At 44.6% G+C, this 23747-nt stretch carries 24 protein-coding genes and 1 riboswitch; all 24 genes read left to right on the top strand.

The features are described from left to right. The first annotated feature begins 15 nt into the window (after positions 1-15). A complete protein-coding gene (gene selB, locus AC1ECB_RS23770; RefSeq protein ID WP_485666113.1) occupies positions 16-1896 on the top strand; it encodes a selenocysteine-specific translation elongation factor in 1881 nt (626 codons plus the stop codon). Between the two features lie 485 nt (positions 1897-2381). Then, positions 2382-3488 carry a class II glutamine amidotransferase domain-containing protein gene (locus AC1ECB_RS23765; RefSeq protein ID WP_485666112.1) on the top strand — a complete coding sequence of 369 codons (1107 nt, stop codon included), beginning with the start codon at positions 2382-2384 and terminating at the stop codon, positions 3486-3488. After that, entirely contained in the window at positions 3476-5113 is a 1638-nt protein-coding gene (locus tag AC1ECB_RS23760; RefSeq protein WP_485666111.1) for a glutamate synthase-related protein, read from the top strand. Before AC1ECB_RS23765 ends, AC1ECB_RS23760 begins: the two co-directional genes overlap by 13 nt. 12 nt (positions 5114-5125) lie before the next feature. Next, positions 5126-7435 carry an FAD-dependent oxidoreductase gene (locus tag AC1ECB_RS23755; protein WP_485666110.1) on the top strand — a complete coding sequence of 770 codons (2310 nt, stop codon included), beginning with the start codon at positions 5126-5128 and terminating at the stop codon, positions 7433-7435. Between the two features lie 341 nt (positions 7436-7776). Continuing rightward, complete coding sequence (locus AC1ECB_RS23750; protein ID WP_485666109.1) at positions 7777-8955, top strand: ABC transporter substrate-binding protein; 1179 nt, start codon at positions 7777-7779, stop codon at positions 8953-8955. Positions 8956-9067: 112 nt separating this feature from the next. After that, entirely contained in the window at positions 9068-9964 is an 897-nt protein-coding gene (locus AC1ECB_RS23745) for a branched-chain amino acid ABC transporter permease (protein WP_094606634.1), read from the top strand. A gap of 10 nt (positions 9965-9974) precedes the next feature. Further along, on the top strand, positions 9975-10943 hold the full coding sequence (locus AC1ECB_RS23740) for a branched-chain amino acid ABC transporter permease (protein WP_485666108.1): 969 nt from the start codon (positions 9975-9977) through the stop codon (positions 10941-10943). Beyond that, complete coding sequence (locus tag AC1ECB_RS23735) at positions 10921-11685, top strand: ABC transporter ATP-binding protein (RefSeq protein WP_485666107.1); 765 nt, start codon at positions 10921-10923, stop codon at positions 11683-11685. The genes AC1ECB_RS23740 and AC1ECB_RS23735 overlap by 23 nt, the downstream gene beginning before the upstream one ends. A gap of 9 nt (positions 11686-11694) precedes the next feature. After that, positions 11695-12399 (top strand): ABC transporter ATP-binding protein, encoded by a 705-nt coding sequence (locus tag AC1ECB_RS23730; protein ID WP_485669393.1) that lies wholly within the window; start codon positions 11695-11697, stop codon positions 12397-12399. A gap of 53 nt (positions 12400-12452) precedes the next feature. Then, on the top strand, positions 12453-13097 hold the full coding sequence (locus tag AC1ECB_RS23725) for a CBS and ACT domain-containing protein (RefSeq protein WP_485666106.1): 645 nt from the start codon (positions 12453-12455) through the stop codon (positions 13095-13097). A 51-nt stretch (positions 13098-13148) separates the two neighbouring features. Beyond that, positions 13149-13229, top strand: a riboswitch (NiCo riboswitch). Positions 13230-13275: 46 nt separating this feature from the next. Continuing rightward, positions 13276-14202, top strand: coding sequence for a cation diffusion facilitator family transporter (locus AC1ECB_RS23720; RefSeq protein ID WP_485666105.1), 927 nt, complete (start codon positions 13276-13278; stop codon positions 14200-14202). Between the two features lie 103 nt (positions 14203-14305). After that, a complete protein-coding gene (selD, locus tag AC1ECB_RS23715) occupies positions 14306-15334 on the top strand; it encodes a selenide, water dikinase SelD (protein ID WP_485666104.1) in 1029 nt (342 codons plus the stop codon). Then, complete coding sequence (gene yedF, locus AC1ECB_RS23710; RefSeq protein ID WP_485666103.1) at positions 15324-15926, top strand: sulfurtransferase-like selenium metabolism protein YedF; 603 nt, start codon at positions 15324-15326, stop codon at positions 15924-15926. The genes selD and yedF overlap by 11 nt, the downstream gene beginning before the upstream one ends. A gap of 36 nt (positions 15927-15962) precedes the next feature. After that, complete coding sequence (locus AC1ECB_RS23705; RefSeq protein ID WP_485666102.1) at positions 15963-16244, top strand: putative Se/S carrier protein; 282 nt, start codon at positions 15963-15965, stop codon at positions 16242-16244. After that, the gene (locus AC1ECB_RS23700; RefSeq protein ID WP_485666101.1) at positions 16222-17073 is read left to right on the top strand and encodes a mechanosensitive ion channel family protein; all 852 of its coding nucleotides are present in this window, start codon (positions 16222-16224) and stop codon (positions 17071-17073) included. The genes AC1ECB_RS23705 and AC1ECB_RS23700 overlap by 23 nt, the downstream gene beginning before the upstream one ends. A 1-nt stretch (position 17074) precedes the next feature. Continuing rightward, entirely contained in the window at positions 17075-17278 is a 204-nt protein-coding gene (locus AC1ECB_RS23695) for a DUF951 domain-containing protein (protein ID WP_021168273.1), read from the top strand. A gap of 92 nt (positions 17279-17370) precedes the next feature. Continuing rightward, positions 17371-18477, top strand: a complete 1107-nt coding sequence (gene ychF / locus AC1ECB_RS23690; RefSeq protein ID WP_485666100.1) for a redox-regulated ATPase YchF — start codon at positions 17371-17373, stop codon at positions 18475-18477. A gap of 144 nt (positions 18478-18621) precedes the next feature. Next, entirely contained in the window at positions 18622-18906 is a 285-nt protein-coding gene (gene rpsF, locus AC1ECB_RS23685; protein ID WP_021168270.1) for a 30S ribosomal protein S6, read from the top strand. Between the two features lie 27 nt (positions 18907-18933). Beyond that, a complete protein-coding gene (locus tag AC1ECB_RS23680; protein ID WP_021168269.1) occupies positions 18934-19329 on the top strand; it encodes a single-stranded DNA-binding protein in 396 nt (131 codons plus the stop codon). Positions 19330-19349: 20 nt separating this feature from the next. Then, positions 19350-19580, top strand: coding sequence for a 30S ribosomal protein S18 (rpsR, locus tag AC1ECB_RS23675; RefSeq protein ID WP_145101928.1), 231 nt, complete (start codon positions 19350-19352; stop codon positions 19578-19580). Positions 19581-20032: 452 nt separating this feature from the next. Further along, positions 20033-20341, top strand: a complete 309-nt coding sequence (locus AC1ECB_RS23670; protein ID WP_485666099.1) for a MazG-like family protein — start codon at positions 20033-20035, stop codon at positions 20339-20341. A 3-nt stretch (positions 20342-20344) separates the two neighbouring features. Beyond that, a complete protein-coding gene (locus tag AC1ECB_RS23665) occupies positions 20345-21304 on the top strand; it encodes a YybS family protein (RefSeq protein WP_485666098.1) in 960 nt (319 codons plus the stop codon). Between the two features lie 15 nt (positions 21305-21319). After that, the gene (locus AC1ECB_RS23660; protein ID WP_485666097.1) at positions 21320-23326 is read left to right on the top strand and encodes a DHH family phosphoesterase; all 2007 of its coding nucleotides are present in this window, start codon (positions 21320-21322) and stop codon (positions 23324-23326) included. Beyond that, the gene (gene rplI / locus AC1ECB_RS23655) at positions 23286-23732 is read left to right on the top strand and encodes a 50S ribosomal protein L9 (protein ID WP_485666096.1); all 447 of its coding nucleotides are present in this window, start codon (positions 23286-23288) and stop codon (positions 23730-23732) included. The genes AC1ECB_RS23660 and rplI overlap by 41 nt, the downstream gene beginning before the upstream one ends. Positions 23733-23747: the final 15 nt, after the last annotated feature.

Genomic DNA, 23747 nt, shown 5'->3' with positions numbered 1-23747 from the left:
ACGGAGGATATTCTAATGAAACATGTTATAATTGGTACAGCCGGGCATGTTGATCATGGCAAGTCAGCTATCATTAAAGCTTTGACTGGTATTGACACTGACCGTCTAAAAGAGGAAAAATTACGGGGAATATCCATTGATTTGGGGTTTGCCTCACTGCCTTTGGGAGATAAGATTATTGCCGGGGTTGTTGACGTACCTGGTCATGAACGATTTTTAAAAAACATGCTGGCCGGAACCGGCGGCATTGATTTGGCTATGCTGGTGGTTGCTGCTGATGAAGGAATTATGCCGCAGACCAAAGAGCATTTAGCTATGCTCCAGCTATATGGAATCAAGAATGGTTTGATCGTAATAAATAAAATTGACAAAGTAGATGAAGAATGGCTGGAACTAATAGAGAGTGAAATACGCGAATATGTAGACGATACCTTTTTAAATGATGCGCCTTGTTGTAAAGTATCAGCTGTGACAGGGGCAGGAATTGTTGAGCTAAAAACTACATTACTATCCCTGGCTGACAAGGTGCCAGTCCGGGATAGTAATGCGCCGTTTAGACTTTGGATTGACAGGGTATTTTCCATTAAAGGCTATGGGGTAGTCGTCACCGGTTCAGTACTAAGTGGTCGCGCCAAAGTTGGCGACAGTTTCCAGCTATATCCGTCAGATGCTATTGTCAGGGTGCGTGGCTTAGAGTGGCATGGTGAGAAAGTGGAAAAAATTTCAGCAGGACAGCGGGCCGCCATCAATTTAGCCGGGGTTGAGATTGAACAAGTAGTGCGTGGTATGGCGATTAGTTCAGTTGAACGGGGCGAAGTAAGTACGATATGGGACATCGTAGCTGAGTGGCAGCAACCAGTAGAGAGCGGCCTGCGTATTCGCCTGCATTTAGGAACTGGTGAATTTTTAGGTCGTATCTATTCATTTAAGGATATAGATTATCATTATATGCGGCTAATACTGGAACAGCCGCTGGCAGCTGGAGCCGGAGACCGGGGAATAATCAGACTGTACTCGCCGCAGCATTTACTTGGCGGCGTAACCTTGGTAGCTCCGGGGCGCAATAGCAGACGCTTGACTGCCGTGCGGGCGGCACTTGCCGAGGCTAAGGGCCAGGATGATGAGTTAAATGCACTATATTATCGTCTGGCGGAAAGCCGACAGGTACTAACTAGAGAAGATATTAGGCGGCAGAGTGGTTATTTGCCAGATAAAGCAGTAGATCAGGCTGTTGACAAATTGATAGTAGCTAAGCGAGTGTATTGTCTGGATAAAACCTATATTGCCGCTGAGATGCTTGATTGGCTGACTAATATGGTGACAACAATTATTGGCAGTTTTCATAAAGTACAACCTGACAGGAGCGGTTTGGCAAAAGACATCGTTCGACAAAAATTGGGTATCAATGAAAAAAGTTTTGAAATTTTTCTGGCGCAGTGGTTGGAAAAAGGGGTTCTTGTCAGTAATGACGGTGATCTTGCACTAAAAGTTCATGCAGCTCAGCATGGGGATTGGAGACAAGAACTATTGGCTAAAGCCGAGAGTGCTCTTAGTGATATTGGTTTAACAAGTATAAATATGGTGTTATTGGCGCAAAAAATGGCGTTGACACCTGAAAAGGCGAGGTCAACTCATGATTTACTAGTCCGGGCTGGTACGTTGATTAAGGTCGGTGATAATTTTGTATACAGCAAAACAATGCAATACATTGTTCAAGTTATTCATAAGCACTTCCAAGAAAAACAGACATTAACAGTGGCAGAGTTGCGAGATTTATTGAATACTTCACGCAAAATGGCCCTACCGATAATGGAATATATGGATATGCATAAATATACATATAGGGAAGGCGATTTGCGCCGCCCAAGCAGCAAAATACTGAATTTGTCAGAATAAACTTACTTTAATTATGCATATTGACAATGTGGTAATAAGTTTTTATAATTAGATTCAAAAGCAGCATGTGTACATTAGTGTGTTTTTATAAAGTATAAATGTTCTTTTGAGGGAGCGTGTCTAGGGTTCCGCGCAGCAATGCGGCTGGACCAAGCGACACAAGTGCAGCGTGGCACAGCACTACACCGTGGGTATAAAAGACCCGGCGGAAGGTCCCAATGATAGGGGTTCTTCGCCAGGTCTTTTTTTATCCGGATGGAAAGGTAACTTTCACTGGATAGAACGATTAAGGCTTCTGCCGGCGTCCTAAAGGAAGGACTTGGTACAAGCCAAGGCTTATCTTATCTCAACAAAAAGCGTAACTTTACTAAAAACAGGATAAGGGAAACAGCGGCTTGTGCATTCGCCTAAGGTTCGACGCAAGCCGTGTTTTCTTTACTTAGAAAGTAGTTCTGAGCAATTATTGGAGAGGATGGGAGAGTAGGATGTGTAGAATTGGAGCTATAAAGAGCAAAATAGCATTTCATCCGTCACTGGCGTTGCATTTAATGTTGCCCCAGCAAGAGGGACATGACAACTCAGGATTTGCCATGGTTATGCAAGATTTGGAGGGGGTTTTTTCCAATTGCAAGGATAAGCCGTTATTGTCATTAGCCTGTACACAAAAAGGTGCAACCATGGTAGAGCATTTCATGGAAACTAATAACTTTGTCCCTGTTCACGAGTGGATTCCACGGGGTGTTCGCCAACCAGGTCTTGATATTAAGGCCATGCCCTATTATATTTTCCGGGCCTACGATTATCCGGAGTATTATCGTACAGCTACGCAGGAGGCCAAAGAGGAACTATTATTAGATACCCGTTTAGCGCTCAGGACGCTATTAGAGGCCGAAGACCAAGGTTATGTATATTCATTTTGGCCGGATATATTAACCTTGAAAGAGATTGGCGATCCTCGCGATATTGCCGTCTATTTTAAGCTTTGGGATAATAATGGTGACTTGATGGCAAAAAACGTTGTTGTCCAGTGTCGGCAAAATACTAACTATGATATTGTACGCTATGCCGCCCATCCCTTCTTCTTGCAAGGCTATACGCTATGTGCTAATGGGGAAAACACTTTCTATACTAAAAACAAAGAATATCAAAAATCGCTGCATCGCGGTTATATTGGCTTTGAATCTGATTCCCAAAACTTTCTTTATACATTACACTATGTTCTTAATGTGCTCAAGTGGCCGATAAAATATTACAAGCATGTTATTACTCCATTGCCGTTTGACGAGATTGTTCAACGCGCCGACCAGCGCGAATTGATAGCTATTCGGCAATCAATGGGGCATTTAGAGATAAACGGGCCAAACACTATCATTGCAATGCTGCCAAATGGTCGCATGATGACTTGCTGTGATTCCAAAAAGTTGCGACCTGTCGTTGTAGGTGGAGATGGTACTACTATTGCCATCTCATCTGAGGTTTGCGGTCTTAATCAGATATTACCCAATCGCAATCAGGAGCTTGATATTTATCCAAACGAACGTGAAGTTGTGGTTATTACTCCAGAGTTGGAGGTAGAACGATGGAAGCAATAAACGTACAAGATGTTAGCGTTAATGATTTGCCGTGGAAAATACAATATACGCACGAACGCTGTACCATGTGTGGCAGTTGTGTGGCTGCTTGCAGCTTTAATGCTATTGAAGCTGCCATGGAGCGCCGGTCAGTTACCGTTTCCACAGGGCACCAGCCTGAACCCAGTCAACGTCATATGGCAGTGCCTGTTATTAGACAGAGAGCAGTAGTAGCTAACGCCTGTGTTGGCTGCGGTATGTGTGAGAAGGTCTGTCCCAATAATGCCATTAAGCCTGTGCGCAACCTTGACTCGCGGATTAATTATCTGAATCGCAGTGGTGGTGCACCAGTTAAGCGTGGTGGCCGTAATAATATCTTTGGTAGCGAGCGGACATTGGATAAAATTGTTGTTGGGCGCATTTCGCAGATGACTGACCCTGCATTAGATTCAGAACGGCATACCTTTGATATTTTAGCACCCTTTGGGCGGGTACTTTTGCCGAATGAGTTGCCGCTTACCTCTGATGGGCAGGAACTTAAGTTGTCAGGGAAAACACCGCCGGTAAACTGGATTTATCCGGTAATCTTTAGTGATATGTCCATCGGGGCGCTATCAACCAGAGCTTGGGAAGCGGTTGCTTTGGCGACAGCTTACCTGAATGAAAAACATAATATGCCTGTGAGAATGTGTTCTGGCGAAGGTGGTATGCCGATTAAGTTAATGCAGTCAGAACATCTAAAATATATGATTCTGCAGATTGCCTCAGGGCACTTTGGCTGGAACCGGATTATTCAGGCCATGCCTCACATGAAAGTAGACCCGGCCGGTATTCTGATTAAAATCGGGCAAGGAGCTAAGCCCGGCGATGGTGGTCTCCTGCCGGCGGCAAAAGTATCTAAACCTGTTCAGGCCATCCGGGGTGTACCTAAGGCCGACCTTTTATCACCGCCTAATCATCAGGGTTTGTACTCTATTGAAGAGTCGGTACAAAAGATGTTTATGTCAATGAACGCAGCTTTCAAATTCCGGGTGCCTGTTGCCATTAAATGTGCGGCTTCGGCAACTTCGGTTTCGGTATACAATAACCTTATACGTGATCCATACAAAATCTGTGGCGGATTTTTTATTGATGGTATTCAGGGCGGTACCGGCGCAGCCAATGAAGTTTCATTGGATCATACTGGTCACCCGATTGTAGCCAAAATTCGGGAGTGTTACCTGGCTGCTGTTAAACAGGGACGGCAGGGTCAGATACCTCTATGGGCCGGCGGTGGTGTTGGTTTAACCGGCAATGCAGCTGCCGATGCCTTCAAGCTCATTTGTTTAGGTGCTAACGGCGTATTTTTAGGTAAACTGCTAATTCAATTATGCGGCTGTGTCGGTAATGAACATGGACGTTGTAATGCTTGCAATACCGGCAACTGCCCGGCGGGGATCTGTACACAAAACCCGCGGCTGGTTAAGCGGCTTGATATTGATAAAGCGGCCCAGAATATTGTTGAATATATGTTAGCCTTGAATAGCGAACTCAAAAAAATGATGGCACCGGTTGGTAACAGCTCATTACCGGTTGGCCGTTCTGACGCGTTGGTAACTACGGATAGAGCCATTGCCGATAAATTAGGCATTCAATATGTATGCTAGGGGGAACTGCGCATGTTTAAAATAAATACTATCGACGGTAATAATCGGATGTCAACGCAGGACCTCTTAGAGCGTATCAATATGGCGTTGGCACAAGGAGAAACCGAGTTTCACATTGAAGCAGCAGGTCAACATGATATTGGTGGTCCGCTCTGGCATCCGGAAGGAAAGCCATTAAAATTTTATATAAAAAATGCCGGTCAACGTGTGGGTTCTATGTGCTTGCCCGGAACAGAAATTATTGTTGAAGGTTCGGTTTCCGCTGATGTTGGCTGGCTTAATGCTGGTGGCCGCATCGTAATAAAAGGCGATGGCGGTGATACAACAGCTCATTGTGCGGCTGCAGGCACGATCTATGTTGGTGGCCGGGCAGGAACCCGTTCCGGATCACTGATGAAACATGATCCATACTATGAAGCACCAGAATTCTGGGTACTAAAAAATGTCGGCAGTTTTGCCTTTGAATTTATGGGTGGCGGTACTGCAGTAGTATGTGGCTATGATAGTGAGCAATTTGAATCCGTATTAGGCGATCGCGCTTGTACCGGTATGGTTGGTGGCATTGTCTATTTTCGGGGTGCTGCCGGTGGTATATCGGCTAAGGATACCAAGATACTAACGCTGGATGCGGAGGATATTGCGTATCTTGATGGCAAAATGGATGACTTTCTGGGTGCTATTGATCGCTCAGAGCTACGGAATGAATTGACTGATTGGCGTCAGTGGCAGAAGGTAGTACCGCTTTCTTATGAAGAACGGCCCAAAAAAGCTAATACTAATATCCGTGACTTCCGTACGGATCAGTGGGTGCCTGGTAGTATTTTTGGTGATGTATGTGAGGATGATTTTGCAGTAATAGGTGCAATTACCACTGGCAAATACCGTCGGCGCGTACCTGTATGGGAAAACGGAAAATACAGTGCACCCTGCGAATTCAATTGTACTGCCTCTATCCCATCACAGCAGCGTTTTAACCTGCTGAGAGATGGGAAGATTGATGAAGCCTACAGGCTGGTGCTTGAATACACACCATTCCCGGGATCGGTGTGCGGCGCAGTTTGCCCCAACCTGTGTATGGATGATTGCACTCGTAAAACAGTGGATATTTCAGCTCAAATTGGTAAGTTGGGTCAATATTCCGGTCAAGCTGAGCTGCCTAAAGCCGAAGCCAAAACCGGCAAGCATGTGGCTATTATCGGCGGTGGTGCCGCCGGCTTAACCGCTGCGTGGCAGTTAGCTCGTCTGGGACATGAAGTAACCGTGTTTGAAGCTGATGAAAAAGTGGGCGGTAAAATGGAACAGGTTATCCCCCGTTCCCGTCTACCGCAACAAACGCTAAGCCGGGAAATTGCCCGGATCGCTGAGATGGGTGTTGCTTTCAAAACAGGAGTTAGCGTTGATAAAGCAAAATTTGCTACAATAAAAGACAGTCATGATGCAGTTGTAATTGCTACCGGCGCTCATGTTACCAAAGTCATCCCTTGGCCGGGGCATGAGCGAATGGTTAAAGGTCTTGATTTTCTCAAGGCTATCAATCAGGGCCAAAAGCCGGTAATCGGCAAACGAGTTATTGTTATCGGCTGCGGCAATTCAGGAATGGATGTAGCGGTAGGAGCTTATGGCCTTGGGGCAGAGCAGGTTACCTGCATTGATGTTCAGCGCCCGGCAGCTTTTGAACAAGAGATTGCTCATGTTAAGGCCTTGGGGGCCGAAATCCTTTGGCCGGTATTTACGAAAGAGATCACAGACCAGGGCATTATTACCCAAGAGGGGCAGCTGATTAAAGGCGACACGGTAATAATTGCCATTGGTGAAGCACCTGATCTTAGTTTTGTACCTGAAGAGATTGTGCTTGAACGTGGTTGCCTAAAACCAGACAGTGACAATAGTATTGCTACTGGTATCTTTACTGCTGGTGACACCGTCCGGCCAGGCAGGTTGGTTGATGCTATTGGTGCTGGACGTCAGGCCGCGCTGGCTGCTAACGCTTATTTGGACCAGAGCAGTTTTACTCCGGTAGAGAAAACGAAAATTCCGGCAAGCAGGATAAGCACAGCCTACTTTAAAAAATGCCATAGCTGTGATGTTCCGGAGGCAAATAGCGACTATAGTCGCTGTATCAGTTGTGGTACATGTCGTGATTGCCATATGTGTCTCAAATCCTGTCCGGAGAATGCTATTACTCGTACTTTGGGTGAGAATGGTGTCGAGTATACTTCAGATCCTGATAAATGTATCGGTTGTGGTATTTGTGCCGGTATCTGTCCGTGCGGTGTCTGGAACATGGAAACTAATGCCGAGCCTACCGTTTTTTACAGATAGCGAAACAATGAAATAGTAACTTCTGGGTACTGTAGACTACCTGGCAGGGGGTAAGGTTATAACCTTACCCCTTTTTCATATGGAATAACATAGTAAATGTCCGTTGGCGATAGACATTTAAAGTGATGTACTATGCTGAGAGTATTGACAGCAATGGACAAGCCCCCTATAATTACACTGTATGGCATACACCTATGTGTTGTTAGTGGACATGGAGTACTAACGGCGGGAGGATTGGCGGCGTACTGTCAGGCAAGTCCTCTACATTATGGGGGGCGATAATGTACATACTAAATCGGCGTTATATCATGTAGAGTTATGTATTTGGGAGGGGAACAACCATGCTAAAGACAAGATTCACCAAGCTAGTCAGTGTTGTGGTAAGTAGCCTTATGCTGGCAGGTTTAGTAGCAGGCTGCGGTGGCAGTGGTGGCCAACAGTCAGATGTAATTAAACTGGGAGCCAATTTAGAAATGACCGGTAATAATGCTACCTTTGGCCAATCAGCGACCAATGGTGCCAAACTGGCAATTAAACAAATTAATGCCAAAGGCGGTGTTCTTGGCAAACAACTTACCTTGGTTGTAGCTGATAATAAGAGCGAGGCCGCAGAAGCAGCTAATGCCATGCAAAAGCTTGTAACCCAGGATAAAGTAGTAGCCGTTATTGCACCAATTGCCTCCTCAAGTGTTATTGCAGCGGCTCAGGTGAATGCCGATAACAAAGTACTGGCCATTAGCCCGACAGCCTCTAACCCCAAAGTTACCGTCGATCCTAACACCGGTAAGGTTCGTGACTTTAATTTCCGGGCTGCCTTTATTGATCCATTCCAAGGCTCAGTAATGGCTACTTTCTCGCAAAAGTCACTTAAGGCTAAAACAGCCGCATTATATATTGATAACACCAGTGACTATGCTAAGGGCTTAGGCCAATTTTTTAAAGAAACCTTTGAAAAAAATGGTGGTATAATTGTAGCGAACGAAGCCTATTTGGCCAAAGATACCGATTTTAAAGCTACCTTGACTAAAATTAAGTCGCAAAATCCTGACGTGGTATTTGTACCTGGCTATTATCAGGAAGTGGGTATGATTATAAAACAAGCTCGCGAGCTTGGCCTAACTGTTCCGATTTTGGGTGGCGACGGCTGGGATTCGGCTAAATTACCCGAAATTGGCAGTCCGACAGCCTTAAACAATACGTTTTTCAGTAACCACTATTCCCCTGATGATAACAGTGCAGCAGTAAAGGACTTTGTTGAAGCCTATAAGCAAGAATACAATCAGACACCAGATGCCTTTGCGGCATTATCCTATGACGCAACTATGATGGTTATTGATGCCATGAAACGGGCGAACAGCGCTGACCCGGTTAAAATTAAAGACGAATTGGCTAAGACCAAAGAATATCAAGCCGTATCAGGTTTAATTAGTTTTAATGCTTCGCATGACCCGGTTAAGAGTGCTGTAATTATTGAAATGAAAGACGGCAAGCAAACCTTTAAGGAAAAGGTAAATCCCTAACTAAGGCTAAGGTGCGTCCTCTGTGGCCGGGGCAGTTTCTGCCCTGGCTATCCGGACCAACCGGCCCTTCAACATATAATACTATTTTTAGAAATGGAGAGTGGAGAGCGCAGTGGATTCCTCAAGTTTACTGATACAATTCGGTCAACAGTTAATTAACGGTATTTCTCTGGGCAGCATTTATGCGCTCATTGCGCTGGGTTATACGATGATTTACGGTATAATCAGGCTGATCAATTTTGCCCACGGTGATATCTACATGGTGGGTGCGTATGCAGGCTTCTTTGCCACTACAATGTTTAAGTTTTCTTTTATTCCCGCACTAATTTTTTCGATGGCTGCAGCCGGTGTTATTGGTATGGTCATTGAAAGAGTGGCTTATCGTCCACTACGAAATGCACCTAAAATTGCCATATTAATTACGGCAATTGGTGTATCACTCTTTTTAGAATACGGTGGAATGCTGCTGGTATCACCACAACCGCGTACCTTCCCCGTGCTTTTTGAGTCCGAGGTATATAATATTGCCGGTATGGTGATAAATAGTCAGCAAGTGGTTATTTTAGTGGTATCCCTGCTACTAATGGTCATTCTGACCTATGTCGTAAATAAGACCAAGATGGGCAAAGCCATGCGTGCGGTATCATTTGATACCGAAGCCGCTCAGCTTATGGGTATTGACGTGGATAAGGTAATTTCCTTTACTTTTGGTATTGGTTCAGCATTGGCTGCCGCAGCTGGTGTACTTGTAGGTATTTATTATAACTCGATTGACCCATTGATGGGCATTATGCCAGGTCTCAAGGCTTTTGTTGCCGCAGTACTTGGCGGTATTGGCAGTCTTCCGGGTGCCATGCTTGGTGGCACGATTTTGGGTATTATTGAAGCTTTAGTCAGTGGTTTCTGGTCTTCTACTTTCCGGGATGCGGCGGCTTTTGCCATTTTGATTATTATTTTATTGTGGAAACCGGCTGGCCTGTTAGGTAAAAATATCCGGGAGAAAGTGTAGGTGACAGGCCATGAAATTATTGCAAAAAACTAAATCAGATATAATGGCATTGGTGGCCTGTTTAGTAGTGTATGCCACTATTCAGGGTTTGATATTGACGGATGTCATTGGTCCTTTTTGGCAACTTAATATAGTATTAATTGGGATTAATATTATTCTAGTAGTAAGCTTGAACCTTATTAATGGTTTTACCGGCCAATTTTCTATTGGCCATGCTGGATTTATGGCAATAGGTGCCTATGTTAGCGCGGTGCTCACAGTTAAATTTCAATTGCCGTTTATAGTTGCTATTGCTGGTGGAGCACTTGGAGCCGGGGCTTTAGGCTTTGCGATTGGTCTGCCGACACTGCGGTTAAATGGTGATTACCTTGCTATAGCAACCTTGGGTCTTGGTGAGATTATTCGGATTACTATTCTCAACATTCAGTATGTTGGCGGTGCGTCAGGCTTTATGGGGATACCCCGCTATACTGACTTTACCTGGATGTTTGCCTTTACGGTGTTTACTGTGTTTGTTATTAAGAACTTCATTGACTCGACACATGGCCGGGCCTGCATCTCTGTCCGGGAAAACGAGATTGCCGCCGAAGCTATGGGTATTGATACGACAAAATATAAAGTATTAGCATTCACCATAGGGGCAGCTTTTGCCGGTGTAGCCGGTTCCCTATTTTCTCACTACTTTTATATCGCCCATCCTGCCTCCTTTACATTCATGAAGTCTTTTGATATTTTGACCATGGTGGTATTAGGGGGGCTTGGCAGCATAAGCGGGAGCATTACTGCCGCGGTTTTGCTGACCTTTGTTTCGGCAGCGCTGGCTAGCTACCCGGAGTGGCGGATGATTATCTATTCGTTGATGTTAATTATTTTAATGTTGTATCGGCCACAGGGCTTGTTTGGTAACAAAGAATTAAGCCTGAAGATGTTAAGCCGCTGGACAGGAGGTAAGAAACATGGCTCTACTCAAGACAACTAAGTTATCTATTGTCTTTGGCGGCCTGAGGGCAGTGTCTAATTTCGACGTTGAAATTGCACCTGGCGAGTTGGTTGGACTAATCGGCCCTAACGGTGCGGGTAAGACTACGGCTTTTAATCTGTTAACCGGCGTGTATGAACCAACAGAGGGGCAAATTGAGTTTGATGGCAAAAGTATTGTAGGTCTTAAACCTTATCAAATTACCCAAAAGGGCATAGCGCGTACATTTCAGAACATTCGTCTGTTTGCTGATCTGAGTGTGCTTGATAATGTTAAGATTGCCTATCACTTTCATGTCAAATATGGGCTGTTGGAATCAATGTTGCGCGTTGGCCGTTACCATAAAGAAGAAGCTGAAATAGAAGAAAAAGCCATTAAGTTTTTGGAAATTTTCCAACTGGCCGATAAAAAAAATGAAATTGCTAAAAATCTCCCCTATGGAGAGCAACGACGGTTAGAGATTGCCCGGGCTTTGGCGGCTCAACCCAAGTTGCTATTATTAGATGAGCCTGCTGCTGGGATGAATCCGCAGGAAACGCAGCAGCTAATGGAAATGATTCGCTGGATTAAGAATGAATTTAATCTAACCATTCTTTTAATTGAGCATGATATGAGTCTTGTTATGGGTGTATGTGAGCGGATTTATGTGCTTGACTATGGTAGCATAATTGCACAAGGTACGCCGATGGAAATTAAAAATAATCCGCGGGTTATCGAGGCCTACCTCGGGGAGGAGGTTTAGCTCATGGTAATGTTAAAAGTTGATGATATAAATGTATATTACGGTGCTATTCACGCCCTAAAAGGCATCAGTGTAGAGGTAAACCAGGGAGAGATTGTAACCTTGATTGGTGCCAATGGTGCAGGCAAAAGCACAACATTGCGTACTATCTCAGGGCTTTTGAAGCCCAAAACAGGGCAAATTATGTTTGAGGGTCAAAATATTGCCGGTATACCAGCTCAGAATATTGTTAAGCTGGGAATTTCCCAGGTTCCTGAAGGCCGACGAGTGTTTGCTCATATGTCGGTGCTGGAGAATTTGGATCTTGGTGCTTATCTACGATCTGATACTAAAGAAATCAAGGCTGATATGGATTTGGTGTTTGGGCGTTTTCCACGGTTGGCCGAACGGCGTAGTCAGCTTGCCGGTACGCTTTCCGGCGGTGAGCAGCAAATGCTGGCCATGGGGAGGGCGCTAATGAGCCGCCCACGCATCCTATTGTTAGATGAGCCGTCAATGGGCCTGGCACCGCTGTTAGTGAAAGAGATTTTTTCTATTGTTAAAGATATTAATTCGAACGGTACAACCATCCTTTTGGTTGAGCAAAACGCTCATATGGCGTTATCCATTGCCAATAAGGCTTATGTACTTGAGACCGGGCGGGTTATACTGTCCGGCGACGCCAAAGAGTTGGCCGCAAGTGAGGAAATTAGAAAAGCATATCTTGGCGGCTAATCTGCCGTGGAATATAAAATATCCCAAATTTCATAAGTAGGGAGTGTTATGCTATGATCGTATCAAAACGAATGACAGCTAATCCTACTACCATTACCTCAGCCATGACTGTTGTTGATGCTTTACAACTTATGCGCAACAACAAATTTCGTCGCTTGCCGGTGGTAGATAATGGCAAACTGGTTGGTATTGTTACCGACAGAGATCTGAGGGAAGTATCTGCATCGCCAGCAACTTCTCTGTCAGTATTTGAACTAAACTACCTTTTGTCAAAAATGCAAGTTAAAGATATTATGACAAAAAAGGTAATGACAATTTGTGTTGACGCCGCAGTGGAAGAAGCCGCGCTCGTAATGTATAACAATAAAATTGGCGGGCTAGTTGTTGTTGACGCCAATCAACAGGTTGTTGGTATTTTAACAGAAACTGATATATTTAAAGCTTTTGTTGACGCTATGGGGTTGCCTCAGGGAAAAACTCGCCTTACCATTCTTGTGCCTGACCGGCTAGGCGTTGTCAATGATATTTCCGGTGTGTTTAAAGAGCAGGGTATCAGTATGGGTAGCTTTGTTTGCTACCCGACAGAGGATGGACAGTATGAAGTAATTATCCGTGCCGACATAAATGATGTAAAAACACTTACCGACAAGCTGGCCGCACTGGGATATCCGGTGCATCACACTGCTCATATTGGCTAAGTAAATGGAAAAGCTGTGAAAATTTTACACATTTCTTTGGCTGTGCTAATATAATAAGTATAGGAACAGGCGGTCGGCTATTGCCGGCGTAGCCGGGCAAGTTAAGCAGCAGGTTAAGCCTGCGGGACCTATGCGGTTCCGCGGGTTTAACCTACTTTGTTTTAATGGAGGGAAGAGTTTGGAAGCGAAGAGCAATCAATTAAAGCAGCGTACGGCGCGGCTATCGATAGTATCTAACACGCTGCTTGTTGTACTCAAATTATTAGTCGGTGTATTTACTGGGGCTGTCAGCATTATTTCTGAGGCTGCTCATTCGGCAGTTGATTTGATTGCTGCCTTGGTAGCCTATGTTGCTGTAAAAAAATCCAGCCAGCCACCAGATAGTCAACATGCCTATGGCCATGGTAAAATTGAAAACCTGTCAGCCGCTTTTGAAGCTGTTCTCATTGTAATGGCTGCACTCTGGATTGTATATGAATCAGTACAAAAGATAAACTCGCCGCATATTCCGGAATATTTGGAGTACGGATTGCTGATAATGGCCATATCGATGATTGTTAACTATTGGGTATCCAGAAAACTTTATGATGTAGCTAAGAGTACCGGATCACATGCTCTAGAGGCCGACGCGTTACATTTGAGAGCCGATATCTGGACAAGTGCTGGCGTGTTTATCGGGCTTGGAATTATCAGAATGACTGGGCTATACTGGCTTGATCCGGTTATTGCTATTGTTGTAGCTTTAGTCGTATTTAAAGCCGGCTTCAGTATGACCATGAAAAGTGTTTATGAGTTGACTGATGTTAGTTTGCCAGAAGAAGAGGCAGCAGCAATCAGGGACATTATTAAGAGTCATCCGGCTGTCATAGCCTTTCACCAGTTGAGAACCAGGCGTTCCGGCAGCAATCGACAGATTGATATGCATCTGGTGCTGCAAAAAGATATGAATCTTGCCAAGGCACATACTGTATGTGATGAGATTGAGGCAAAGATAAAGAGCCAATTTTCCCCCTGTGATGTTGTTATCCATCTGGAACCATGTGATTATCTTGATGGTTTTAGCTCTTGTCCGTCAGAATGCAGTGAAAACTGCAAATTCGAGTGAATAGTCTCTATATGAAATCCAATAAAGTTTTTTTCTCAGCAGGGTATAAGCTATTCAGGGTATAATATATAACAAAGATAGTAGCAAAGGAGGTGCATTATTTGTGGTAAAACTTACAAAATATACCCAGCGTGGTGGCTGAGCGGCTAAGGTGGGGCCAGGGGACCTGGCCGGAGTATTGAGTAAGCTGCCAGTGATGCAGAATTCCAATGTGCTTGTGGGTATTACTACATCGGATGATGCCGGGGTATATAAACTGAACGCAACAACGGCTTTGGTACAGACGGTTGATTTTTTTACACCTATAGTCGACGATCCTTATCTGTTTGGACAAATAGCGGCCGCCAACAGCCTGAGTGATATTTATGCTATGGGGGCAACGCCGATGACGGCACTAAATCTAGTAGAATTTCCTAACTGTAAATTGCCAGGTGAAGTTTTATTAGCAATTTTGCAAGGGGGACAGGATAAAGTAGCTGAGGCCGGAGCTGTAATCATTGGTGGTCATACCATTGACGATAATGAGCCTAAATATGGACTGGCAGTTACCGGAATTGTACATCCGGATAAGGTCTGGACAAATGCGGGGGCTCAGCCTGGAGATTGCTTAATTCTTACGAAAGCGTTGGGAACTGGTATTTTAGCGTCGGCCGCGCGGGCTGATCTATTTCCTCACGGAGTAGCTGCAGCTACAACCAGCATGGCAACCCTCAATGCGATGGCTGCAAAGGTGGCAGAAGGTTTTAGTATTCATTCCTGTACAGATATTACAGGTTTTGGTCTTATTGGTCATGCGTATGAGATGGCGGCTGGAAGTAAGGTAATGATGGTTATTGACAGTGGGGCATTACCGCTGTTACCGGAGGCCGTTGAGGCTGCGGCCATGGGATTAGTGCCAGGCGGGGCATATGCTAACAGGAGTTATTTAACAACAGTCACTTTTGCAGAGAGTGTGCCGGAACCGGTTAGAGATATTTGCTGTGATCCGCAAACATCAGGTGGTTTATTGTTTGCAGTACCTGAGGCGGAGGCTGATCAACTGATGCTGGCACTACATTCGGCCGGAGTAGCACCAGCTAGTAGGATTGGATATGTAACTAGCAAGGGGAGTGGAGAAATTCATGTCAGATAGAATTGTTGATTGCCGGGGTATGGCTTGTCCTGGGCCGGTTATTACTACGAAAAAGGCGATTGAGGAGACTAGCTCCGGGCGGATTAGAGTTATTGTTGATAATGAGGTAGCCAAGAACAATGTTACCAAATTAGCTGCAGCCAATGGATTGGGGGCCGCCGTGGAAGTCAAGGACGGGCACTACTACATTAGTATTGTTAAGGGGACGGCAGGACAACAGGCAGAGGTTGACAAATGCTCAACTACTACTATTGAAGCTGGCAGTCAGGTTTACTTAATCACCCAGGATACCTTGGGACATGGTTCACCCGAACTAGGGGCTGTACTTATCAAGGCGTTTATGACAACTTTATTAGAGGTCAAGCCGCTGCCGGCGACAATCTTGCTACTTAATGCCGGGGTCAAGCTCGCAGTGCAGGGCTCATCTGTGCTGGATCAACTGACAACCCTTGCCAGTCGGGGAGTGACCATTCTGTCATGTGGCACCTGCCTTGATTATTACCAGCTTAAGACTAAACTGGCTGTTGGTGAGATAACCAACATGTACACTATTGTAGAGGCAATCACTCAGAACAAAACCGTGACCTTGTAAGCAGGTGATTTTATTATTTATCCGGAGTATGAGCGGTTGATTTCTTTTGATTCGGTGCATCAGTCCATAAAAGCCGAGAAGGTTTTAGGACAAAACGGCATGGATTTTTATGTTTTGCCGACACCACGGGAAATTGATATTAGCTGTGGGCAATGTTTACTATTTAGGGCATCTCAACAAGTAGCCATTATGCAGTTATTTGCGATAGATAAGGTGCGGTGGTCAAAACTATTCCGCCGGATAGCAGTAGGCCAGACGTATCTTTACGAAAAGATTGCTGAGTATGGAGGTTCACGTGGAACAACTGCTGACATCTGATTTTTGGCTGGGGATTGCTGTAAAAATTATTCGATTGGCGGTCATTGTGATTGGTGGCTCGCTGGTGCTGCGCTTTACAAATCTAATGATAGAGCAATTTTTCATTCTCAAGCCGGGAAGTAAAACAATTTACCTGGAGGAGCAACGTGCCAGAACTCTAAGCGGTCTTTTACACAGTGTTATTCGGTATACCATCTATTTTATTGTGATTGTGATGCTGTTGCAGGAATTCAAGATCGATACTACCTCCATTGTTGCCGGGGCTGGTATTATTGGTTTGGCACTGGGTGTTGGTGCTCAGAGTCTGATTAAGGATTTTGTCACTGGTTTTTTTATCATTTTAGAAGATCAGTATGGAGTCGGTGATTATATAGTCATTAGTGATATGGCTGGTACGGTGGAGGAAATTGGCTTTAGGGTTACCAGACTGAGGGATGGCAATGGTATTCTTCATATTGTTCCTAACGGCTCAATTACTAAGGTAAGTAATTATACCAGGGGGCATATGCAGGCTATTGTTAATGTGCCTGTTACTTATGAGGCTGACATAGAGCAAGTGTTTAGTCTTTTAAATGAGGTCTGTGATACTGTCGGACAAACTGTACCCGAGGTAATTGACGGTCCCAGTGTACTAGGTGTAGTTGATCTCAAGCCAGGCGAGATCATTATTCGTATAATTGCTAAAACTGTGCCGTTGCAACAGGTCAAGGTAGAAACCGCGTTGCGCCGTTTAATTAAAGAAAAGTTTACTGAAGCGAAGATTCCACCGCCGCAGTTGTTTAATCAGGCGGGTTTACCTGAAATAAGAGTATCTAAAGCAGGAGGTTAATATGAATCAACAAAAATACAACTATAAGGTTGGCGAGGTTGTAAGAATGAAAAAGCCACATCCTTGTGGCTGTGACCGCTGGGAGATAACTCGTACAGGTATCGATTTTGGGCTTAAATGTTTGCAATGTGGCCGGCAGGTTATGATTCCACGACCTAAGTTTGAAAAAGGGGTTAAGGCCGTTATTTCAGAGGGAAAAGGTTGAATTTTGGCCGGCATTATTTTAAAATAAATAAGTTAATATAGTAAACAATCGGGCTGTAGACAATAACAGTCTTAAAGGTGGAGTAATATTACATGAGTACTAATCTTGAAGTAGGTATCATCGGCCTGCCTAATGTCGGCAAAAGCACATTATTTAATGCTATTACCAAAGCGGGGGCCGAGGCGGCTAATTATCCGTTTTGTACCATCGAACCCAATGTTGGAGTTGTCGATGTTCCTGATGCGCGGTTGGAGAAATTGACCGAAATGTATAAACCTAAGCGGACTATGCCTGCGGCTATGCGGTTTGTTGACATTGCTGGTTTGGTGCAGGGTGCAGCTAAGGGCGAGGGTCTGGGCAATAAATTTTTAGCGCACATCAGGCAAGTGGATGCGGTAGCGCAGGTGGTACGCTGTTTTACCGATGATAATATTACCCATGTTGCCGGCAGCATTGATCCCATCAGAGATATCGAGATTATCAATACGGAGCTTTGCCTAGCTGATTTAGAAACAGTAGAAAAGCGCATTGACCGGGTGCAGAAAATGATAAAAGGCGGCGATAAAAAAGCGCTGACTGAATTAGAAATCTTAAAGCTGGTACAGCAGACTCTTAGTGATGCACAACCCGCTCGACGTGTTGTCAACGATGACGATACGGCCGAAGTGTTAAGAGAACTGTTTCTGCTGACATTAAAACCCACCTTATTTGTGGCTAATGTTAGTGAGCAGGAAGCCGCCGATGCGGGTAGCAACCCATATGTTGCTAAGGTGCGCGAGTATGCCGCCCGCGAGGGGGCTGAGGTCATTGTCGTATCTGCCAAGGTTGAGTCTGAGATTGCCGAGCTGCCTGATGATGAAGCCAGAGAGTTTTTAACTGACCTGGGGCTGGAGGAATCAGGGCTGGATAAACTTATTCGTGCTAGCTTCACACTTCTGGGACTGATGACTTTCTTTACCGCCGGCGAGCCTGAGGTACGAGCCTGGACGATTGTGCGTGGGACCAAAGCGCCGCAAGCAGCTGGCAAAATCCACAGTGATATCGAACGCGGCTTTATTCGGGCCGAGATTGTCTCCTATGATGACCTAATGACTAATGGAGCTTATGCTGCCGCTAAGGAAAAAGGCTTGGTGCGACTGGAAGGCAAAGAGTATATTATGCAGGATGGCGATGTTACCTATTTCAGATTTAATGTGTAATAGAGAGTGTTTTCGCTTGCATTTACCGGATAATTAATGATATAATAATTTAGTCGCATACATAATGTGATATTGGTTTTGTTATTCAAGACCTTCCCTGCTCTCACTGTCGGGGGCCAATAGTCCAGAGGAGGAGGTGATTTCGTGAGAAAATACGAAGTCGTGATTATTGTTAAGCCTGGTGAAGAAGAAGCAATTAATACTACTATCGCCAAGTTTGAAAACATTATTAAAAACACAGGCGGCAACGTGGAAAAAGTTGACCGTTGGGGTAAAAAACGTTTGGCCTATGAAGTAAAAGACTTCATGGACGGGTATTACACCCTAATTAACTTTACATCTGAGCCGGCAACTGTATTTGAACTTGAGCGTGTGCTTAAAATTACCGATGATGTTCTGAAACACATGGTTATTAAATTGGAAGACTAATTCTTGAGCCAGGAGGTGTGAGGATATATGAATAAAGTCATCCTTGTCGGCCGCTTGGCACAAGATCCTGAAGTAAGATATACTCAGAGTGGCAAAGCGGTAGCTTCGTTTAATCTGGCAGTTAACCGCTTCAGTAGCGGTCAGGGACAGAATAACGCAGACTTTATTCCGATTGTGGCCTGGGAAAAATTGGCCGAGACCTGTGGAAACAACTTGACAAAAGGCCAGAAGGTACTTGTCGATGGTCGGTTACAGATTCGTTCTTATGAAACTAATGATGGTCAGAAACGTCGCGTCGCCGAAGTCGTAGCGCAGTCCATCGAATTCCTGGAACGTAAACAGGCGCCCAGTGGGGATGCCGGGAATATAGATGTAAATTCATTTGGCAAAGATGTCTTCCCTGATGAGGAAATCCCATTTTAAAAGGGGGTAAAAAAATGGCTATGAAACGCGAAAGAGGCCGCAAACCGAAGAAAAAAGTTTGTAGTTTCTGTGTTGATAAAGCAACTGATATTGATTATAAAGAAGTTCCTAAATTGCGCCGGTATACCACCGAGCGGGGCAAAATTTTGCCGCGCCGCATTTCAGGCAACTGTGCTAAACATCAACGTCAATTGACACTGGCTGTAAAACGGGCGCGTAATATTGCTTTGCTGCCGTTTACTGCAGAATAACAAATCGAAAGGGCAAAATCCTATGAGGGTTTTGTCCTTTTTTTACAGTAGGGCAAAAAATGTGATTTTGATCTACTGTTTTTTGTAAAAAAAAAGATATTTTGATTTGTATGGAATATATTAGGGGAAAGAGGATTAAGAATTTATTGATAAAGATATCTCCGGTGAATAAACAGATACCAAGGATGGTACGTATAGATACCTGTCAGAATGGGAGGATAAATTTGTGCAATATGAGGATTCGGTTTAGTTAGGAAGTTAATGATAACACATTACTTTGGCCCCGGCTTTATAGCCGGGGCTTCCTACTATTTTCACCATGGTCAAAAGAGATTTAGCTTTAAATTGGTTAAAGTCCCACCTGAAACGCTTATCTTACTTTATCTAAAGTTAAAGCAGGAAATATGCAATTGCTTTTAGAATATAGTAGGATGGAATAAGGAGGCGGTCGCGTGTTCTCCCAGGAATCGGATATCTTGCACAAACTAAGGTTAATTGAGGGACTCAAAGCAGACCTGTTGACTGAAGTGGGAAAACTATATCAGGCTATGGCTCATAATAAGCGAGAGGCTATTGGGGACGCGCTGGCTCAACTAATAATTTCGGCCTTTGTTCTTGGGCGCCGTCTGGGGATTGAGTATCCCGAGATGGAGGAGATTGTAAATTCTCGGCTTGGACACAATATAAAACAGGAAACAGAAGCAGAACGTTGGTTTGGAGATATGAGCGAATATCGCCGCTATCTTCGCCAGAAGAGGTGAACTATGCAAAAAAGTCCGGTTAAACCAGTTGTTGAAGGTGGTGTACTTACTGCGATTGCCATAATTTTTGCGTTTATCAGCACTTATATGCCTGTGCTTGGTGACTTGGTTACATTAATTTGGCCTGTGCCGATTGTGTTGCTAGGTGTAAGGCATGGTTATAAATGGAGTATTATGGCTGTCATTGCATCAAGTCTTCTTATTGCCCTTTTCATGCCTCCAAATGTAATCATAAAGGTGGTCGTCGGATTTGGTTTAATCGGGATTGTACTTGGTTATGCGATGAGACAAAATTTCTCTCCCACAAAGACATTAATACTCGGATCTGTTACTTCAGTGATATCCATGGTGGCAGCGATTGTGCTCACTATCTCAGTATTGGGATTCAATCCACTTACCCTGCAGATAGCAGCAATGTCTACGGGGCTTGAACAGGGGCTTGAGTTTTATCGAAATATTGGGATGAAGCATGAAGATTTGGCTCAAATGGAAGTAATGATGAGGCTCATGATTGACGTAATGAAAATTGTTTTTCCTGCTAGTATCGCATTTGGGGCGATAGCTATTACTTTTATAAACTTTCAGATTGCTAAAGTTGTACTTAGAAGATTAGGGTATAAATTTGAGTCATTCCCACCGTTTCGCTACTGGACAATGCCACGTATCACAGTATATGCATTGGTAGTGTCTCTTGTAGCTATCTACTGGGGTAAATCCCGGGAGATTGAGATTTTGTACAACTCTGGCATGAACCTCCAAATGATTACTATCATGCTATTGTTTATTCAAGGGATGGCGCTGGTTTACTTTCTTACCGATAAATACAATTTGTCAAGAATTGTCCGCGGTATTATACTATTCTTGATACTGTCTAACCCTATATTCATGCAGGCGCTGATTATTGGTGGTGCCTTTGACCTTATTTTTGACTATCGTCAACTGCGTACTCCAAAAATGGAGTGACAGGAGGAAAAAACAATGCCGCAGGGACCCTCATTTTGGTTTGATACTCGTATCTACCTGGCCGTAACTACAGTCTTTGTGCTGATTATCAGCTATTATAATCCCTACGCGGCCGCACTGGGCGCGGTTCTATTATATATACTTTATCTATATGGACGGGAACGCTATTCGGCCAGGCAACGGGAAGTAAAGAATTACTTGGAAACTATGGGACGTTGTGTGGATACCGCCGCCGCCCAGGTTTTTAATAAGTTGCCGCTAGCCATTGTAATCATTGATGATCAGGGAAGTATTCACTGGCGTAATAAATTGCTGACAGAATGGGTGACAGAACCGGTGGAACTCGGTCAATCGTTACTAAAAATCTGGCCAACACTGCCGCTTGATAAAATTGCAGGTAAAGATGGACAGATTAAGTTTTCGGTAGGCACGTGTCATTATGAGATTATTTACCGCGTGGCTGAGCCAACAGCTCTTACGGTGCTCTATCTGTCAGATGTTACTGAATTTGAGGCTGACAGGGAAGCAGGTAACCGCATTCAGACAGTCTTAGCCTATATACAGATTGATAATTATAGTGATGCATTAACTGGGCTGACAGAAAGTCAGCGTACGGCTATCTTAGGCGAGGTTAACCGGATGCTGGCAGAGTGGATGACAGAGATGGATGGTCATCTGAAAAAGTATACCGAAGATACGTATATCGCTGTTGTAACCCGCTATGCACTTGATCGCCTAATGACTGGTGATAAGTTTGAGATTTTAGACAGAATTCGCGGCATACAGGCAGGCAACAAAATTCCTGTGACCTTAAGTATTGGCGCAGCAACTGGGGAAAACTCAATGGCAGAACTTGGCCAGCGGGCGCAGGCCGGGCTGGACTTGGCCTTAAGCCGCGGCGGGGACCAGGCAGCCGTCAATATTAGCGGGAAAGTCCAGTTCTTTGGGGGTAAAGCCAAGGCGGTTGAAAAAAATACTAGAGTTAAAGCCAGGATTGTAGCACAGGCCATTAGGGAACTTATTGACCAAGCTGATAGTATTGTGGTTATGGGCCATACGGGTGAGGACTTTGACAGCCTTGGGGCAGCCCTGGGTGTGGCCAAAATGGTTCGCCACATGGGTAAACAAGTGAAAATTGTTGTTAGTCAGCCAGGGATGGCTATTGATAAATTGTCGGAGTTACTGCTTGATTATGAGGAATATCGGGATCTATTCATATCGCCGATGCAGGCAGGGCTTTTAGTTAATCCTAGAGCACTGGTGTTTGTTGTTGATACCCATCGCCCTGAGCTGGCGGCAGCGCCGGATGTCCTAGCCAGAGCTGAACGAACGGTTATTATTGACCATCACCGTCGGGCTGAGACGATTATTGCCAATACCCTGCTGGTTTACCTGGAACCGTCGGCTTCTTCGACAAGTGAGTTGGTCACAGAGCTGTTAGGTTATTTTGATGACAAAATCGAATTAAACCGACTGGAGGCATCGGCGCTGTATGCCGGTCTGGTCGTAGACACCAAAAACTTTGCTGTTCAGACCGGAGTTCGAACTTTTGAAGCTGCTTCCTACCTGCGGCGATCCGGGGCTGACCCCACGCTGGTTCGGCATTTATTCCGAGTTGATTTTGAGACTATAAAGAGCCAGGCCACTATTATTGAAAATACCGAAATGCCACATGACGGGGTAGTGATTGCTGTCTGTCCGGTTGATATAAGAAATGCTCAGGTAACTGCCGCTCAGACAGCAGACATGCTGCTTAATATTGAGGGAGTACGTGTAAGCTTTGTTTTGTTTAACATCGAAGATGGCATTGGTATCAGTGCCAGGTCAGCCGGCGATCTAAATGTCCAAGTCATTATGGAACAGTTAGGTGGCGGTGGACATCAATCGGTAGCTGGTGCTAAAATAAAAAATATGGATGCTAAAACGGCAAAAGCCAAGCTTATAGAGATTGTTGATAGTTATATAAAGGAGAGTGCAACACATGAAAGTAATACTGCAGCAAGAAGTGAAAAAACTCGGTAAAAAAGGTGATATAATTGAAGTATCTGAGGGCTATGCCCGCAATTATCTTTTACCGCAAAAACTGGCCGTTATGGCTACTGCCAATAATGTGAATAATGCCAATTTGCAAAAGGTTGCTGAAGAGCGCAAAAAAGAGCGTGCTCTTGATGAGGCTAAGCTACTGGCAGCGCAGATGACTAAAATTACTGTCAGTATTCCTGTAAAGATGGGAGAAGGCGGTCGATTATTCGGCTCAGTTACGGCAAAGGATATTGCTGATGCTTTGGTTAAGGAGCATAAGCTTGAGCTTGACAAGCGCAAAATTGAGCTTAAAGATGCACTCAAGTCGTTGGGAACCTTTACTGTACCCATTAAACTGCATCCGGAAGTTAGTACTCAGATTCAAGTGACCCTTAAAGCAGAGTAAGTTACAATTAGAAAG

The sequence above is a fragment of the Sporomusa sp. 246TCP1 genome (genome assembly GCF_057319775.1).
The sequence above is the reverse complement of the archived record's forward strand: the minus strand, read 5'-3'. Positions and strand labels throughout refer to the sequence as shown.

Coding starts and splice junctions, on each gene's coding strand:
- selB (WP_485666113.1), top strand. CDS start 16: ATGAAACATGTTATAATTGGTACAGCCGGGCATGTTGATCATGGCAAG.
- AC1ECB_RS23765 (WP_485666112.1), top strand. CDS start 2,382: ATGTGTAGAATTGGAGCTATAAAGAGCAAAATAGCATTTCATCCGTCA.
- AC1ECB_RS23760 (WP_485666111.1), top strand. CDS start 3,476: ATGGAAGCAATAAACGTACAAGATGTTAGCGTTAATGATTTGCCGTGG.
- AC1ECB_RS23755 (WP_485666110.1), top strand. CDS start 5,126: ATGTTTAAAATAAATACTATCGACGGTAATAATCGGATGTCAACGCAG.
- AC1ECB_RS23750 (WP_485666109.1), top strand. CDS start 7,777: ATGCTAAAGACAAGATTCACCAAGCTAGTCAGTGTTGTGGTAAGTAGC.
- AC1ECB_RS23740 (WP_485666108.1), top strand. CDS start 9,975: ATGAAATTATTGCAAAAAACTAAATCAGATATAATGGCATTGGTGGCC.
- AC1ECB_RS23735 (WP_485666107.1), top strand. CDS start 10,921: ATGGCTCTACTCAAGACAACTAAGTTATCTATTGTCTTTGGCGGCCTG.
- AC1ECB_RS23730 (WP_485669393.1), top strand. CDS start 11,695: ATGTTAAAAGTTGATGATATAAATGTATATTACGGTGCTATTCACGCC.
- AC1ECB_RS23725 (WP_485666106.1), top strand. CDS start 12,453: ATGATCGTATCAAAACGAATGACAGCTAATCCTACTACCATTACCTCA.
- yedF (WP_485666103.1), top strand. CDS start 15,324: ATGTCAGATAGAATTGTTGATTGCCGGGGTATGGCTTGTCCTGGGCCG.
- AC1ECB_RS23695 (WP_021168273.1), top strand. CDS start 17,075: ATGAATCAACAAAAATACAACTATAAGGTTGGCGAGGTTGTAAGAATG.
- ychF (WP_485666100.1), top strand. CDS start 17,371: ATGAGTACTAATCTTGAAGTAGGTATCATCGGCCTGCCTAATGTCGGC.
- AC1ECB_RS23680 (WP_021168269.1), top strand. CDS start 18,934: ATGAATAAAGTCATCCTTGTCGGCCGCTTGGCACAAGATCCTGAAGTA.
- rpsR (WP_145101928.1), top strand. CDS start 19,350: ATGAAACGCGAAAGAGGCCGCAAACCGAAGAAAAAAGTTTGTAGTTTC.
- AC1ECB_RS23665 (WP_485666098.1), top strand. CDS start 20,345: ATGCAAAAAAGTCCGGTTAAACCAGTTGTTGAAGGTGGTGTACTTACT.
- AC1ECB_RS23660 (WP_485666097.1), top strand. CDS start 21,320: ATGCCGCAGGGACCCTCATTTTGGTTTGATACTCGTATCTACCTGGCC.
- rplI (WP_485666096.1), top strand. CDS start 23,286: ATGAAAGTAATACTGCAGCAAGAAGTGAAAAAACTCGGTAAAAAAGGT.